This is a genomic window from Lactovum odontotermitis (assembly GCF_054658595.1).
On the sequence record NZ_BAAGGQ010000004.1, the window covers coordinates 96,606 to 110,907 of the forward strand.

Here is a 14,302-nt window from a genome sequence, read left to right on the forward strand (position 1 = left end):
GAATTATTCTAACATAGAAAATGCTTGATGTCAAGGCTTTTACTCATTTTCATGCGTTTTTTCCTTGTCGTAGCGCAGTCCCATCGCATTGAATGAGACGATTACTGTTGACAGGCTCATCAGAACGGCTGCCAGCAGCGGGTCAATCATGAAATGAAAGGCTGGGTAAAGAATCCCTGCTGCCAGCGGAATCGCGATAATGTTGTAGCCTGCGCCGAACCAGAGGTTCTGCTTCATTTTCCGCAGCATGCGCTTGGCAATGCCAATCATGTCCAGCACACTTGACGGATTTGAATTCACGAGGACAACGTCGGCTGTGCTGATTGCCACACTTGTGCCTGCACCGATTGCAAAGCCGATATCCGCTGTTGCCAGGGCCGGGGAATCATTGACGCCGTCGCCGACAAAGAGTACGCCGCCTTTTTTCTGATATTCGCGGACAATCTGAGCTTTGTCTTCGGGTTTTAGTTCGGCGCGGAATTCTGAAATTCCCAGCGCTGCAGAAACTTTCTCAGCTGTTGCCTGATTGTCGCCGGTCAGCATCACAGGCGTGATGCCGTAGGCATTGAGACCTTTAATAAAGTCAATTGCGTCGGGTTTTGGTGAGTCGCCCAGGGCTACAAAACCTGCAGGCTTCTTCCCGGATAACAGGATTGACACGCTCAAGCCTAGCTCCAGGTAGTCAGCGACTTTAGTTTCATCGATTTGTATATTATTTTCGCGGAGCCACTTCAGGTTAGCGATTCGGTAATGGACCGTGTTCACGTCACCTGTCATACCGATGCCTGGCTGGTTAATGACATTCTCTGCCTTATATTTCAGCGTGCCTGCCGCATTTACGATGGACAAAGCAATTGGATGTGTCGAATCCGCCTCGATGGCTGCCATGATTTGCAGTACATTAACATTATCAGCCAGCGCGACAACTTTGCGCACAACGAATTTCCCGTCAGTCAGCGTACCCGTTTTATCCATCAGCGCGTATTTGACTTTATTGATGGCTTCAAGCGCCGTGCGGTTTTGAATCAGCAGGCCATTTTTTGAAGAAATCGTCGTCAAACGGCTCACGACCAATGGGACTGCTAAGCCCAGCGCATGCGGACAAGCAATCACAAAGACCGAAACTGCCAAGAGCAAAGCAAACGAGAAATTCGCAGTGATGCTCCAGACAATCAGCGAAGCCAGCCCGACAATCAGCGCCGCCCAGAACAGATATCCTGCCACGCGGTCGGCCATGTTTTCGAGATTCGACTTCCGTGCCTGGGCATTTTTCACAAGCTCGGCAACCTGCGACAGAAAACTGTCTTTTCCTACTGTCGTCACAGTCATCTCAAAAGGTGTGTTCTGATTCAGCGAGCCGCCGTAAACCTTGTCACCAGCGGCTTTACTGACTGCACGGGATTCTCCGGTAATCATAGATTCATCAATAATTGCTGAGCCGGCAATTTCGCCATCGGCCGGTACTTTCTCGTTTTCCTTCACCAGCAGGACATCACCGACTTTTAGCGAAGAGATTTCAATATCCTCGCCTGACTTTACCAGGTGCGCTTTTTTCGGCAATAAAGAAGCCAGGTCTTTGAGTGCATCGCCTGCACTCATGATGGCCCGCATCTCAATCAAATGTCCAATCAGCATGATAACAATCAGGGTTGACAGCTCAAACCAGAAATTCATGGCATTTTTGTCCCAGCCAGTCAGAATCATGATACTGGCATAAACGCTGTAAACGTAAGCCACCGTGATGCCCATCGTAATCAGCATCATCATCGCGGGTTTACGTGCGCTCAGCTCGCCTTTGGCACCGCTGAAAAAGGGCGTGCCGCAGTAGAAAAAGATGACCGAGCCCAAAATTAGCTGCAGGATGACGCTGCCGGGGAATTTAATCAGTGTGTAGCCCGCAATCGGTGAAATAAGCAGGAGCGGAATCATGACTGCAATTGCTACTTTCAGCTTTTGCGACATGTTTCCCATGTGCATCATGTGGCCGCCGTGGTTCATCATCATATCGCCGTGCTTCATGTCCGACATGTCCATATTGTCCATTTTCATATCGGACATGTCCATATTTTTCATGCTTTTTTCATTCATTTCCATACCAGACATATCAGACATCGTTGTTTGATCGTGACTCATCTGGTTCATTCCAGCTTTATCATGATCCTTCATCATCATTTTGTCTTCTTTCATAATCAGACCTTTTCCTCTCTGTATAAATTTAAAATGTTTAACGACCGTTTACAAATGTAAATCTTACAAATTAATGATAACGCTAATTTTAAACATTGTCAAGAAAAATCCCTGAATTTGCACAATTTAAAGGCTTTTGTCATTTTATTGAGAGAAAATAAAATCCGGTTGTTGATTTCATTATTCCTCGAACTTCTTCATGGCCACCGGAATTTCCGAAATAATCTGACTGGGCAGCACTACATATTGTTCATCGGCCAATTTGTGTGCGATTCGTGAATGCAGATAGGTCGCTGCTGCCGCCACTTCTGTCGTATCTGAGCGAAATTGTGCCAGAAAGCCGCCAATCATGCCTGCCAGCGTGTCACCCATGCCGCCTGTGGCTTGCGCAGGACTGCCGATTTTCAGAATGTAAGCTTCCCGATTCGGACTGAAAATTTTAGTTTCAGAGGATTTTGCGACAACGATGGCGCCTAGTTTATCTGTAAAAGCCTGCACAGCTGGCACGGTCTGCTGGTCTATTTTGAGTCCGGAAATCCGCTGCATCTCCATTTGATGTGGTGTGAAAATCACGTGCTCTGGGAATTTTACCGGAATGTTCTGCTCAGCAAAGATGGTCAGAGCTGAGCCGTCTATCACGAGCCACTGATTCTCGGTCTGGTTTTTCAATACTTGAGTCAATAAATCCCTGCGTTGCAGTCCGAGTCCACAGCCGATGACAATGACGGTATATTTTTCCGTCTCAAAGGCTTCTGTCCAGTCAATCACCATGGCTTCGGGCAAGCGCGCATGGAGTGCCGCATGGTTGACGGCGTCTGTCGCGACAGTCACCAGTCCCGCGCCTGAATAAACAGCAGCTGACGCAGCTAGAATGGCTGCGCCGCCGTACTGGCTGTTTCCGCCTACGACTAAAAGGCGCCCGAAAGTCCCCTTGTGCGAGTCTTTCAGACGCTTTTTAATAACTGTGTTTAAAATTTCATCGGTAAGTTCAATCATAATGTTTTCGGCATGTGTATGTCCAGCAAAATAGCTTCCTGTCCGTCTGGGCGCGGCAGGGGAGGATTGTAGAAAACGATGGAGGATTCGATATAGTCGGGATGTGTGTCTTTTGGGGCGCTGAACATGATGTTCTCACGGAATTCCGTCATAAATGTGTCAATGAAGGCGTTGCACTGCTCAATATCGTCGAAGACCATCATTTCGTGTTTGTTAATCGTAACTTCTATGTGATTCATTTTTACCTCTGCTAAAAGTCTTTCAAGCGCTCTCTGTATTGTTCAACCGCTGATTTCAGTTCTGACATCGTGTCAGAATTGAATTTTTCACAGATTTCCTGCGCGAGAACAGTGGCGACGACATTTTCCATGACAACACCTGCGGCCGGCAAAGCGGTTGGGTCAGAGCGCTCCACGCTGGCTCTGTACGGTTCGTGTGTTTCAATGTCTACGGACATCAGCGGCTTGTAAAGCGTGGGAATAGGTTTCATGACGCCGCGGATGATGATTTGCCCGCCGTTGGTCATACCACCTTCAAAACCGCCGAGATTGTTGCTGGCGCGGCTGTAGCCCGTGTCCTGCGACCAGACGATTTCATCCATTACCTGCGAACCTTGACGGCGACCCGCTTCAAAGCCGAGGCCGAATTCAACGCCTTTGAAGGCATTGATTGAAATCACGGCCGCAGCAAGCTTCGCATCCAGCTTTCGGTCGTACTGGACATAGGAGCCAAGTCCTGCGGGCACATTCTCGGCGCGGACTTCGATAATCCCGCCGATGCTGTCGCCATCTCGTTTAATCTGGTCAATGTAATCTCGAATCTGGCCAGCCTGCGCGTCCACGACGATGGACAGATCGTTGCGGCGGGCAGTGTCCTGAATCTGGCCGACTGTTAAGTCAGACGGCAGCTCAATGTCAATGCCGCCGAAATTGACAACATGGTTGGCGACCTCAATGCCGAGTTCAGACAGCAGTTTTTTCGCCACAGCGCCGACTGCGACGCGCATGGTGGTTTCTCGGGCACTTGAGCGCTCCAGGACATTGCGCAAATCGGCGAAGTCATATTTCATGCCGCCGACTAGGTCAGCATGCCCCGGTCGGGGACGCGTTACACGCCGCTTCAGCTCGGTTGCCTCATCTACTTCGTCTACAGCCATCACGTCACGCCAGTTGCTGTAATCGCGGTTTTTCACGACTAAAGTAATCGGCGAACCTATCGTTTTGCCGTAGCGAACGCCAGAGCTGATTTCGACCTGGTCGGACTCAATCTTCATGCGCTCACCGCGACCGTAACCACCTTGACGGCGTTTCAGCTCAATATCAATGTCCCCAGCCGAAAGCGCCAGCCCAGCAGGAACCCCCTCTATAATTGCAGTTAAACTTGGGCCGTGTGACTCACCGGCAGTAAAATATCTCATTTGTCTTTATTCTCCGTCTTTTTTTGGAAAATGGTCACCAGATCTGTGAGCTTCTGAATTCGAATAGAGTCTACAGCGGGCAGAAAATTAATCGAACGAATTCCGGCATTGTGTGCAAAATCAATGTCCAGAGGACGGTCCCCCAGATAATAAGTGGACGCTCTGTCCAAGTGATACTTTTCAATCAGAAAGTCTGCCGACTGAGGATTCGGTTTTCTGGCAAATCCAGTTTCGCCTGTGATAACCTCTTCGAAGTAATGTCCGACTTTCAGCTGCTCCAGCAAGTCGAAAGCATTATTTCCCTTGTGCGTAATCAGAAAATTCCGGATGCCTTGACGCTGTGTCCAGTCGAGAACCTCACGCGCACCGTCCATCAGCTTAATCTCGCTGTTCCATTTCACCGAATAACTTGAAAATTTCGCATGAATCTCGTCAAAGGGTACAGGCTGCTCTTTCAGAAACTGGTGCGTTGAGTATTTCAAAATGTATGCGCGCGCTGCCTGAGAATCAAAGTCCCAGCCGTAATCACTGAAAGTCGCCGCCAGCGCTTTGACAAAGACATCATAACTGTCGATTAACGTCCCGTCCAAATCCCAAATAAAAGTTGTCATAAACTCAGATAATCCTCAATTACTTTTGTCTGATTTATATTGAACAAAGGCAGGTTAAATGTCGATAAATCCACCCAGCGCAGCTCCAGCGTTTCCTCGTCCGTATAAGACAAATCAAGCGCTTCTGTCAATTCACAAATATAGTAAATGTCCATACACTGTGCAACATCGCCATTCGGGTAGTGCTGCGGATGTTCAAACCAGTTGTAGATGCCTAGCTGCTGGACAATTTTGACATTTTGTGCACCTGTCTCCTCAAAGATTTCACGGCGCAAAGTCGTCTCAAAACTTTCTTCCAGCTCCATACAGCCGCCGATAAAGCCCCAGAGGTTCGAGTCACCGCGTCTCTGCATGAGAACCTCCCCCTTATCATTGCGGATAAATGCAACCACGCTGTTCAAAAATATCTTGTCATGTCCAACTTTACTGCGTATCCATCCTACATAATCAGCCATTTTCCTTCTCCCACTCTAGATAATCATTAATCGTCCCGGCAAAATCTTTATTGAACAGTTCTACATCCAGATTTGACAAGTCAATCCAGCGCAGATTTTCGGTCTCCTCGTCACGGTAAGTCAAATCCGCTATGCCATGCAGGTCGCAGACATACACGATATCAATCGGCTGCGCCACATCTCCGCTCGGATAAACGAAATTCACCCGATTGTAGACGCCCAGCTGATGAACGATTTCAAAATCACTGATTCGCGTCTCTTCATAGACTTCGCGGCGCAGCGCTTCTTCAAATGTCTCGCCAAGCTCGATACAGCCGCCGGGAAAGCCCCAGAGGCCTGAATCACCTCGCTGCTGCATTAAAACCTGCCCCTTTTCATTGCGAATCAATGCGACCGCGAAATTCATAAAAACCTTGTCATGACCGACTTTACTGCGCAGCCATGTAATGTAATCCATCTGAGGCCCTCCATTTTCCAAAACTATAAGAACTTAATAAAAATAATGCCGACAACCATGATAATAACGCCAATGATCTGAGCAGGATGAATCCCGGCTTTCTGGGACTTCCACCAGCCGAACTGCTGAATCAGCATAGAGCCGACGATTTGGCCTACCAGCGCCATTAAAATATTCAGACCTGTCCCGATTTTCGGTACAGCAATGATGACAGCAACCACAAACACTGCGCCGCAGAGGCCTCCCAAACCGTTCCACAGCTTAATCTGCTTAAAATCCTGCTTCCGCGGGAACTTCCGCTCAACGATCAGACTGACACAGAAAATCAGCACCAGTCCCCAGAAAAAGGACAGGAAACCGGCTTTCACTGGGCTTCCGACTAGAATGCCCAGCTGTCCATTAATGGCCTGCTGCATTGCCACAAGCCCGCCCGTGAAAATGCCCCAAATACGCCAGAACATCAGTCCCGTCGCAGGATTTCCCGTCTGTCTGCCTGAGCGTAAACTCGGCAGAATCACAGCGACAAGGATACCGGACACAGTGATCAAAATACCCAGAAGACGCAGAGTCGAAATCGGAATTTTTGTCTGATTAAACCAGCCGAATGTGTCAATCAGGACACCTGTGACAATCTGTCCAAGAATGGGCAGAATCACGGCCTGGACAGCACCCAGCTTCTGGAAAAGGTAAATGTTGGAAGTGACATAAATCGGTCCGAGGAAGCAGCCCAGCCAAATCCACCAAGGATGAGAAGTCACGAATTCGACGGACGGAAACAGACCAAAGCCCATCGCCAGCGACAGGAGCGCCAAGAGGGCAGTACCTATGATCTGCGAAATTGTAGACGACCAGAAGGCTGAATTGACAGCCAGTTTCAGTCGAGCATTGATAGGTCCCTGATTGGAGAGGGAAAATCCGGCTATTAGCGCCAGCATGAGATAAATCAGCATACTTGAATCACCTTTACTGCTTTCTTTATCATTTAATGATAACACAAAGTAGAACTGAAACCAGTCACGGCTGATTGTAAGAACAACGTTTTCAGACAGTTAACCAACAAGTGTAAATGAAAATAACTGTTTTAGCGTTTCAGATAGTCTTTCATTTCTGTTATTTCAATCGGGTGAATTTCGGCTTTTCCAATCTCGGTGACTAGAACCGTCCGAATCATTGCTCCTTGCGTCTTTTTATCATGTGTCAGCGCCTGATAGAGCCGTTCCGGCTGCCAGGGCTCGTATTCCGCCGGCAGGCCGAATTTCAGCAGCATTCGCCGAATTTGTTCAGCCAAGCCAATCTCAGCAAGCCCCTTTTCCTCGGCAATTCGTGTGATTTGCAGCATGCCTACGGCAACAGCTTCTCCGTGCATGACTTCACCATAACCTGCAGTCGTCTCAATCGCGTGCCCGATGGTATGGCCAAAATTCAAGAGCAGGCGCGAACCGTTGTCAAACTCATCTTCTGCAATAAGCCGGCGCTTGACATTTACAGCATGTTCAATCAGTTCATCCGCATTTGCAAGAACATCGCTGCCGGACATCGTCTCCAGTTTCTTCCAAAGCTCTTTATCGGCAATCAAAGCGCATTTGATGACTTCACCCATTCCCTCGCGCAGACAGCGCCCATTCAACGTCGCCAGCAGATTAGGGTCAATCAGAACACCGTCCGGCTGCGCGAAAGTGCCAATCATATTTTTCGCGACCCTCGAATTCACGCCTGTCTTTCCGCCGATGGAACTGTCAACTTGCGCGGTCAATGAGGTCGGAATCTGCAAGAAATGAATGCCTCGCAGGTAGGTTGAGGCCGCAAAACCGGTTAAATCCCCTGCCACACCGCCGCCAAGTCCAATGATTCCGTCGGAACGCGTCAGTCCCTGCTCCGCACAGAAACTCCAGGCTGCTTCTGCGGTTGCCAGAGTTTTTAAGGCTTCTCCTGCGGGAAAGGTAAAAAGCGAGACGTCAAATCCCGCTTTCTCCAAATTTGAACTGAGCTTTCCAGCATAAAGCGCTGCCACTTCATCATCTGAAATCAGCACAATTTTCTGCTTGCTCCATAGGGAAGAGACCCATTCGGCCGCGTTTTCAAAGGCTCCACGCTCAATCAGCAGCTCATATGCATGTGAGCGAGCCGGCAAATCAACTTTCAGTTTCATGCTTTTGCCCGCCTATTCTTCATGTAGCCCGACAGACCGCCAATAATCGCCGGCAGAAGCGAAACCACGACGATTGCAATCATGATGATTTCAAAGTGTGACTGTACCCAGGCATTGGTTCCAAAGGCATAGCCTGCGCCAAGCGCGACGATGACCCAGGAGAATCCGCCTAAGAAATTGAACAGGACGAACTTTTTCTGCGGCATTTTTCCGGTACCAGCCACAAAAGGCACAACCGTGCGGATAATCGGCATGAAGCGGCCGAGAAAAATTGCCCAGGCACCCCACTTTTCAAAGAATTTATGAGCCTCAGCGAGATATTGAGGCTTCAGGATTCGACTCATCCAGCTGACTTTCGGAATGACTTCACCGAATCTCCGGCCTATCTCGTAATTCACTAAATTGGCCAGAAAGGCAATCGCCCCCATGATGACCATTAAAAAGACAATATTCAGTTTTCCGTCCGAAAGTGCAGCCAGTCCGCCGACAAAGAAGAGCACGGAATCACCCGGCAGGAAAGGAAAAATAACCAGCCCTGTTTCCACGAAAATCAGCAGGCCAAGAACCACATAAATCCAAATGTGTGTCGACGGTGTCTGCGCAAAATTCTTAAACATGACATTAATCTGGTCAAAAAATCCGAAAATCGAAGCAGTGTAAATCATCTATAAATTCTCCAGTTCATAAGCGGCAATATTAAGTGACAATATAAGTAACTATGATAGCATAATTCCCGCATTTAATCACGCCAGATAATCGAATAACCCAGCCCGATAATAAAAAGCTGAAAGAGCGTAAACATCAGCAGAAACAGGAAATTACCCGGCTGAATCACCGCCAGGAGCTTGCCCAGCGTATAAAAAGGCCGATAGAAAACATCCCAGGAATTAACCCGCTCCGCCGACACACGTCCCGCATAAATCGCAACCGAACTCAGAAAGGACATGACCAGAACAAAGGCAGACTTCGCCGTCCAGCTCACGAAATAACGCTGCAGAATCGGCTTCATTGACTCAAAGCCCAGAAAAACACCGAAGAAAATCCCAGCCATCAGGAAAATAAAATAACAAAGTTTCTGCGCATCCATCTGGGCGAAATTCATCTGTGCAGGATTCGGAAACCAGTCACCGATATGCTTGGCATCCGTCACCATGTAATAACTGTTCGGATAAAACAGGAAGGCAACAAGCGCCGCAATGACTTTCACGACGCGATGACTGCTCCAGAGATGGAGCTGCACGGCATCAAATCCGACAAAAGCCAGAAAAACATTCCAAATCATGAGAATCGGAATTAAGCGGTATTTGGACGGCTCAAAATTCTGACCCTGCGCAAAAAACAAAAAGCAGCCTAGCGCAGACAGGCTGTAAAGGATGAAAAGCCCGTGAATGAGCTGAATTTTACGTTCTCTAAACATTATGACCATAGAGTTTATGCATCAGTTCCTTTTCGATAATTTCAACAGGCATCTGCTTGCCTGTCCAGAGTTTGAAGGATTCGGCCGCCTGATAAATCAGCATGCCGAGCCCATTTTCAGTTCTTGCGCCTTGGGCTTCAGCCCATTGTAGAAAAGGCGTCTTCAGACTTTTATAAATAACATCTGTCACCAGCAAATCCTTCGGCAGCTCCAGATTTGCTGAAACTGGCGAAGATTTCCCGTCCATACCGACAGAACTTGCATTCACCAGCAGCTGTGAGAAATTCACAGCATATTGCAGATTGACAGGCAAATTCAAATCAAAAAGCTGAATCTCGCACTTCGTCAAGTCCGCCACCGTTGTCAGCTTCTTCTCCAGCGGAGCATAGGAACTACTTTTTCTGGCAAAAACCTGAATTTTCTTAGCTTTAAGCTGCGCCGCTTCAACGATAATCGCAAGTGCAGCGCCGCCTCCGCCAATCACAGAAATCACTTTATCCTGCGGCCGAAAATCATATTTTACTTCTAAGCTTCGGAAAAATCCGGTCCCATCGGTATTATAACCCGTCAGTTTGCCGTTGCGGTTGACAATTGTGTTGATTGCGCCAATCAGGCGCGCCGAGTCCGACAATTCCTCAGGGTACCACATGGCCAGCTGCTTATAAGGCATTGACAGATTTACCCCTAACATGTCCAATGCGCGAATATTATGCAGTACCTGGACTAAATTTTTTTCGGTCACTTCCCAGGCCAGATAGACTGCATTGACATTGCTTTCGTCAAAGGCAAGATTGTGAATAAAGGGCGAGAGACTGTGCTTTATCGGATTCCCGATGACTGCGGCTAAACGTGTCTGACCGTCAATCTGCCGCATCTTCACCAGCTTCTACGGCAGTGTCATCAGCCGCTAAAATGTCCAAAATCTGTTTGCAGTCAGATAAAGTGAATTGCCCAAAAAGCGGCGGATGCCCCAGCGCCACAAAAGTCCAGGGAGAATCTACCAGACGGCTGATTCGTCCCATTTTTCCCATGGCAATTGCAATCAGCGGCGTCTCAAAGCTCTCACGGAAAATTTCGGCCGTCTGCAGCAGCTGCCAGAGCTCAGCCTTAGTTTTCGGCAGCACCGCGACTTTAACCGCGGCCGGCTTATTTTCAGCTAAATCTGCTATCATCGTGACAAGATTTTCCGGAATTTCCTGGAAATTATGATAAGACAGCCAGAGCTTCGGCATGAACTCCGTCAATTCTTCAAGAACCGCCGGCTTTGACACAGCCTCTACATCCACAAAGTCCGGAGTAAATTCGCTCAGAATCCGCCGCAGAATATAAGTGTAAATAAGTTCCGGCTGGTCAAAATTTCCGCCTTCCTCAACCGTACGAAGCGTGAACAAAACCGGAATATCCTTAAATTTTTCAAAGAAAATCGGTGCCGCTTTCATGATTTGCTCCGGCGGAAGCGCATCTGCGCGCCATTCAACCATATCAACAGCAGAAAAAACAGATAAGTCAGCTCTTTCAATGTCACTTATTTTTGACGGAAAAAATGAACTGATAAATTTCGGCATAATCAGCTCTCCCTTCTCTTAACTCTTAAAGCGAAAGATTGTAATGACGGATTACTTCTTCTTCCGCGTCCGCATAATTCTTAAAGCTTGCCAAAAGCTTTCCGCCCGAGCGCGCTTCGAATGCCCCGCCAACTTCATGCACAGAGCCGATGATGCGTTTTCCGACGTGTAACTCAACGCCATCTGCGATATCTTTGACAGTGATTTCAGTATCTTTTTTACTCATAGCCTCTATTATAGCAAAAAAATCCGCCAAGAACGGATTTTCCAATATTTTCCATATCTCAGGAAATTTTAGCTAAGACTTCTTTAATTTGTTCTTTTGTGTGAACACCGACCAGGCGCTCAACAAGCTCGCCGTCCCTGAGTAAAATCATAGTCGGGATAGCCATAACATCGTAACTTTGCGGTGTCATCGGATTTTCATCCACGTCCATCTTGACGATTTTCAGCTCTGACTCGTCAAGCTCATCAGCCAGCTGGTCAAGAATCGGCGCCTGCATACGGCAAGGCCCGCACCAAGTTGCCCAAAAGTCCACTAAAACTGTGCCAGTAGATGTTTCTTCTTTAAAATTTGCATCCGTTGCTTCATATTCCATTTTTGCAATTTCCCTTCTAAATCTGTCCCTCTATGATAACATTTTTGTTTTAAACTGCAATTATTCTGCTCAGTAATTACTAGACAGAAAATGCCTATTTGTCCTCTAAAAATTATTTCAATGTCGCAATCGTTGCGCCAGACCCGCCCGCATTCATCGGCGCAAATTCAAAACTCTTGATGTGCTTGTTCTTAGCCAGCTTTTTCTGAACCAGCTCGCGGATAACGCCAGTACCGATACCGTGCACAATCGTAATCTGGCCGAGATTCGCCAGCAGCGCCTGGTCAATGTAATTGTCAAGCTCCATGGCGGCCTCTTCATAGCGTGTCCCGCGCAAGTCAAGCTGAGCCTTGATGTTTGAATTCACCTGACGGCTGATATTTTTCGATTTCGCCTTCGGCTTTTCAGCTGTGACCAGGACTTCAATATCTGCCTCATCAACCTTGGCAATGATTGAGCCGATAGCTACCTGCCAGCGCCCGTCTTTCTCACGTTTCACAAGCCTGCCATGCTGGCCGAAACTTGTCACCAGGACCTCTGCTCCATCACGCAGGCCGCGCTCGGCCTTGGCCTTTCTCAGCACACGGTTTTTCGATAAATCCGGCGCGAGACTGTCCAGTTCTGCCATGGCGGCGATGACTTCATGCGGCTTGAGCAGCATCTTGTCGTTGAGCTTCTTCAGAATGCTCTGGGCTTCAAGCCTAGCCTTGCTTGCGATTTCAGCGGCCTCTGATTCTGCCGCGGCTTTCATCTTGCTCTTCTCCCGCTCAAATGTCTGCTTTTCACGGGTCAGCTCAGCACTCATTCGACTGTTCTCATGTTCCAGACGGCTGATAGTCAGCAGTTTTTCATCCTGCTCCTGAACCTGCGCCTCCAGGCGCTCGATTAAACTGTTTAAATCTTGCTCGCCGCTGTCCAGATTAAGTTCTTCCTTGGCTGCTTTGACTACTTTTTCGGGCAAGCCCAAACGGCTGGAAATTTCAATCGCATTCGAGCGACCAGGTACACCCAGTCGAAGCTTAAAGGTCGGCCGCATTTTTTCAATATCGAATTCCATCGAAGCATTGCTGACATTTTCTGTTTCAAGCCCGTAAGCCTTGAGCTCCGGGTAGTGCGTCGTAGCAAGCGTTTTGATGTGCCTCTGACGAAGCTCTTCGAGAATTGCCTTTGCCAGGGCTGCGCCCTCCTTGGGGTCTGTCCCCGCGCCCAATTCATCAACCAGAACAAGACAGTCAGAATTTGCAGATTTGAGAATTTTCACCAGATTTGTCATATGGCTCGAGAAAGTAGACAAACTCTGCTCAATTGACTGCTCATCGCCGATATCGGCGTAGATTTCTGTGAATACAGCCAGGGATGAGCCCGTCGCCGCAGTAATCGGCAGTCCGGCCTGAGCCATCAGCGTCAGCAGACCGACCGTTTTAATGGTGATGGTTTTGCCGCCGGTATTGGGCCCTGTGATGACAATCGTATTCAGGTTTTCGTCAAATAAAATGTCGTTTTTTACAGCAGTTTTGAAGTCCAGCAGCGGATGTACCGCCGCGAAGAGCTCGATTTTCTTATCGGCTGAAATTTCAGGAATCGTCGCATGATGCCGTTTTAAGAATTCATTTTTTGCATGAATCAGGTCAATTCGTCCAACTACCCAGGCGGACTGCCGAATTTCCGGTGTGTAAACGGTCAACTTTTCAGATAATTCCGCATAAATCCGGGCAATTTCGTTTTTTTCTTCAATCCGTTTTTGATTGAGTGCATTATTACGCTCAACGGCAGCAGAGGGCTCAATATAAAGCGTCTGGCCTGAGCTGGAGATGTCATGGACAACGCCGGCGATTTTTGACTTGCTGTCAGCACGAACCGGCAGAACCGGACGCTCGTTACGCATTGTAATCAGGTTTTCCGTCAGCTCAGATGAGCGCTTGCTCAGCAATTCCTGCATAATCTTGCGGATTTGCTCCTGGTCACGTTTCATACCTCTGCGCACTTCAGATAAAAGCGGTGACGCATTGTCCATTAGAACACCGGATTCATCAAACACAGATAAAATTTTGGACAATGCAGAGAGATTTGTCAATTTTTCCGTAGTCTTTTCAAGCACAGGAAAATCAACATTTTGGACATTTTCAAAATATTGTCGCAGACGAGTGGCGGCAGAGAGAACTTTCTTTATCGCCAGAAATTCTGGTCCTGCCAGACTGGCGTTAAGTTCCAGCCGCTTGAGGACTTCAGTTAGGTCCTGTGTATGCAGCAGCTGCGGATTTTCATTTTCTGAGACCACAGCAGCAAACTCAGACAGTTCATCCAGCCAGCTCTGGATTCTTTCAGGCTCAGAACTAATGGACAGATTCATTAATTCTGTCCTGCCTTGAGCCGTCTGCAAAAAAGGTGCAAACAGCGCCCGGACACGGTCAAATTCTAAAGTTTCTAAGATTTTTTCGTTCATAAAAGT

The 14,302-nt window shown here is 48.1% G+C and carries 15 protein-coding genes and 1 pseudogene; all 16 read right to left on the minus strand.

From position 1 onward, the window contains the following. Nucleotides 1-39 precede the first annotated feature (39 nt). On the minus strand, nucleotides 40-2,187 hold the full coding sequence (locus tag ACYQ2E_RS03745) for a copper-translocating P-type ATPase (RefSeq protein ID WP_460016720.1): 2,148 nt from the start codon (nucleotides 2,185-2,187) through the stop codon (nucleotides 40-42). 180 nt (nucleotides 2,188-2,367) lie between these two features. Continuing rightward, nucleotides 2,368-3,183: an NAD(P)H-hydrate dehydratase gene (locus tag ACYQ2E_RS03750; RefSeq protein WP_460016721.1), complete on the minus strand. Its 816-nt coding sequence runs from the start codon at nucleotides 3,181-3,183 to the stop codon at nucleotides 2,368-2,370. Continuing rightward, nucleotides 3,180-3,422 carry a hypothetical protein gene (locus ACYQ2E_RS03755; protein WP_460016722.1) on the minus strand — a complete coding sequence of 81 codons (243 nt, stop codon included), beginning with the start codon at nucleotides 3,420-3,422 and terminating at the stop codon, nucleotides 3,180-3,182. Before ACYQ2E_RS03755 ends, ACYQ2E_RS03750 begins: the two co-directional genes overlap by 4 nt. Before the next feature lie 11 nt (nucleotides 3,423-3,433). Continuing rightward, nucleotides 3,434-4,600, minus strand: a complete 1,167-nt coding sequence (aroC, locus tag ACYQ2E_RS03760; protein WP_460016723.1) for a chorismate synthase — start codon at nucleotides 4,598-4,600, stop codon at nucleotides 3,434-3,436. Beyond that, complete coding sequence (locus ACYQ2E_RS03765; protein WP_460016724.1) at nucleotides 4,597-5,211, minus strand: HAD-IA family hydrolase; 615 nt, start codon at nucleotides 5,209-5,211, stop codon at nucleotides 4,597-4,599. The genes aroC and ACYQ2E_RS03765 overlap by 4 nt, the downstream gene beginning before the upstream one ends. Beyond that, nucleotides 5,208-5,666, minus strand: coding sequence for an NUDIX domain-containing protein (locus tag ACYQ2E_RS03770; RefSeq protein WP_460016725.1), 459 nt, complete (start codon nucleotides 5,664-5,666; stop codon nucleotides 5,208-5,210). Before ACYQ2E_RS03770 ends, ACYQ2E_RS03765 begins: the two co-directional genes overlap by 4 nt. Beyond that, nucleotides 5,659-6,123 (minus strand): NUDIX domain-containing protein, encoded by a 465-nt coding sequence (locus tag ACYQ2E_RS03775; protein WP_460016726.1) that lies wholly within the window; start codon nucleotides 6,121-6,123, stop codon nucleotides 5,659-5,661. The genes ACYQ2E_RS03770 and ACYQ2E_RS03775 overlap by 8 nt, the downstream gene beginning before the upstream one ends. A gap of 23 nt (nucleotides 6,124-6,146) precedes the next feature. Further along, nucleotides 6,147-7,073, minus strand: a complete 927-nt coding sequence (locus ACYQ2E_RS03780) for a DMT family transporter (RefSeq protein ID WP_460016727.1) — start codon at nucleotides 7,071-7,073, stop codon at nucleotides 6,147-6,149. Nucleotides 7,074-7,204: 131 nt separating this feature from the next. Beyond that, nucleotides 7,205-8,272 carry a 3-dehydroquinate synthase gene (gene aroB / locus ACYQ2E_RS03785; protein ID WP_460016728.1) on the minus strand — a complete coding sequence of 356 codons (1,068 nt, stop codon included), beginning with the start codon at nucleotides 8,270-8,272 and terminating at the stop codon, nucleotides 7,205-7,207. Beyond that, nucleotides 8,269-8,937: a VTT domain-containing protein gene (locus ACYQ2E_RS03790; RefSeq protein ID WP_460016729.1), complete on the minus strand. Its 669-nt coding sequence runs from the start codon at nucleotides 8,935-8,937 to the stop codon at nucleotides 8,269-8,271. Before ACYQ2E_RS03790 ends, aroB begins: the two co-directional genes overlap by 4 nt. 74 nt (nucleotides 8,938-9,011) lie before the next feature. Then, a complete protein-coding gene (locus ACYQ2E_RS03795; protein WP_460016730.1) occupies nucleotides 9,012-9,689 on the minus strand; it encodes a DUF1361 domain-containing protein in 678 nt (225 codons plus the stop codon). After that, entirely contained in the window at nucleotides 9,682-10,563 is an 882-nt protein-coding gene (gene aroE / locus ACYQ2E_RS03800; protein ID WP_460016731.1) for a shikimate dehydrogenase, read from the minus strand. Before aroE ends, ACYQ2E_RS03795 begins: the two co-directional genes overlap by 8 nt. Further along, entirely contained in the window at nucleotides 10,550-11,254 is a 705-nt protein-coding gene (locus tag ACYQ2E_RS03805) for a type I 3-dehydroquinate dehydratase (RefSeq protein WP_460016732.1), read from the minus strand. Before ACYQ2E_RS03805 ends, aroE begins: the two co-directional genes overlap by 14 nt. 25 nt (nucleotides 11,255-11,279) lie before the next feature. Then, complete coding sequence (locus tag ACYQ2E_RS03810; RefSeq protein WP_460016733.1) at nucleotides 11,280-11,480, minus strand: DUF2969 family protein; 201 nt, start codon at nucleotides 11,478-11,480, stop codon at nucleotides 11,280-11,282. A gap of 58 nt (nucleotides 11,481-11,538) precedes the next feature. Beyond that, nucleotides 11,539-11,868 (minus strand): annotated as a pseudogene (gene trxA, locus ACYQ2E_RS03815) (thioredoxin); the annotation flags it as partial. A gap of 97 nt (nucleotides 11,869-11,965) precedes the next feature. Next, entirely contained in the window at nucleotides 11,966-14,296 is a 2,331-nt protein-coding gene (locus ACYQ2E_RS03820) for an endonuclease MutS2 (protein WP_460016734.1), read from the minus strand. Nucleotides 14,297-14,302 lie beyond the last annotated feature (6 nt).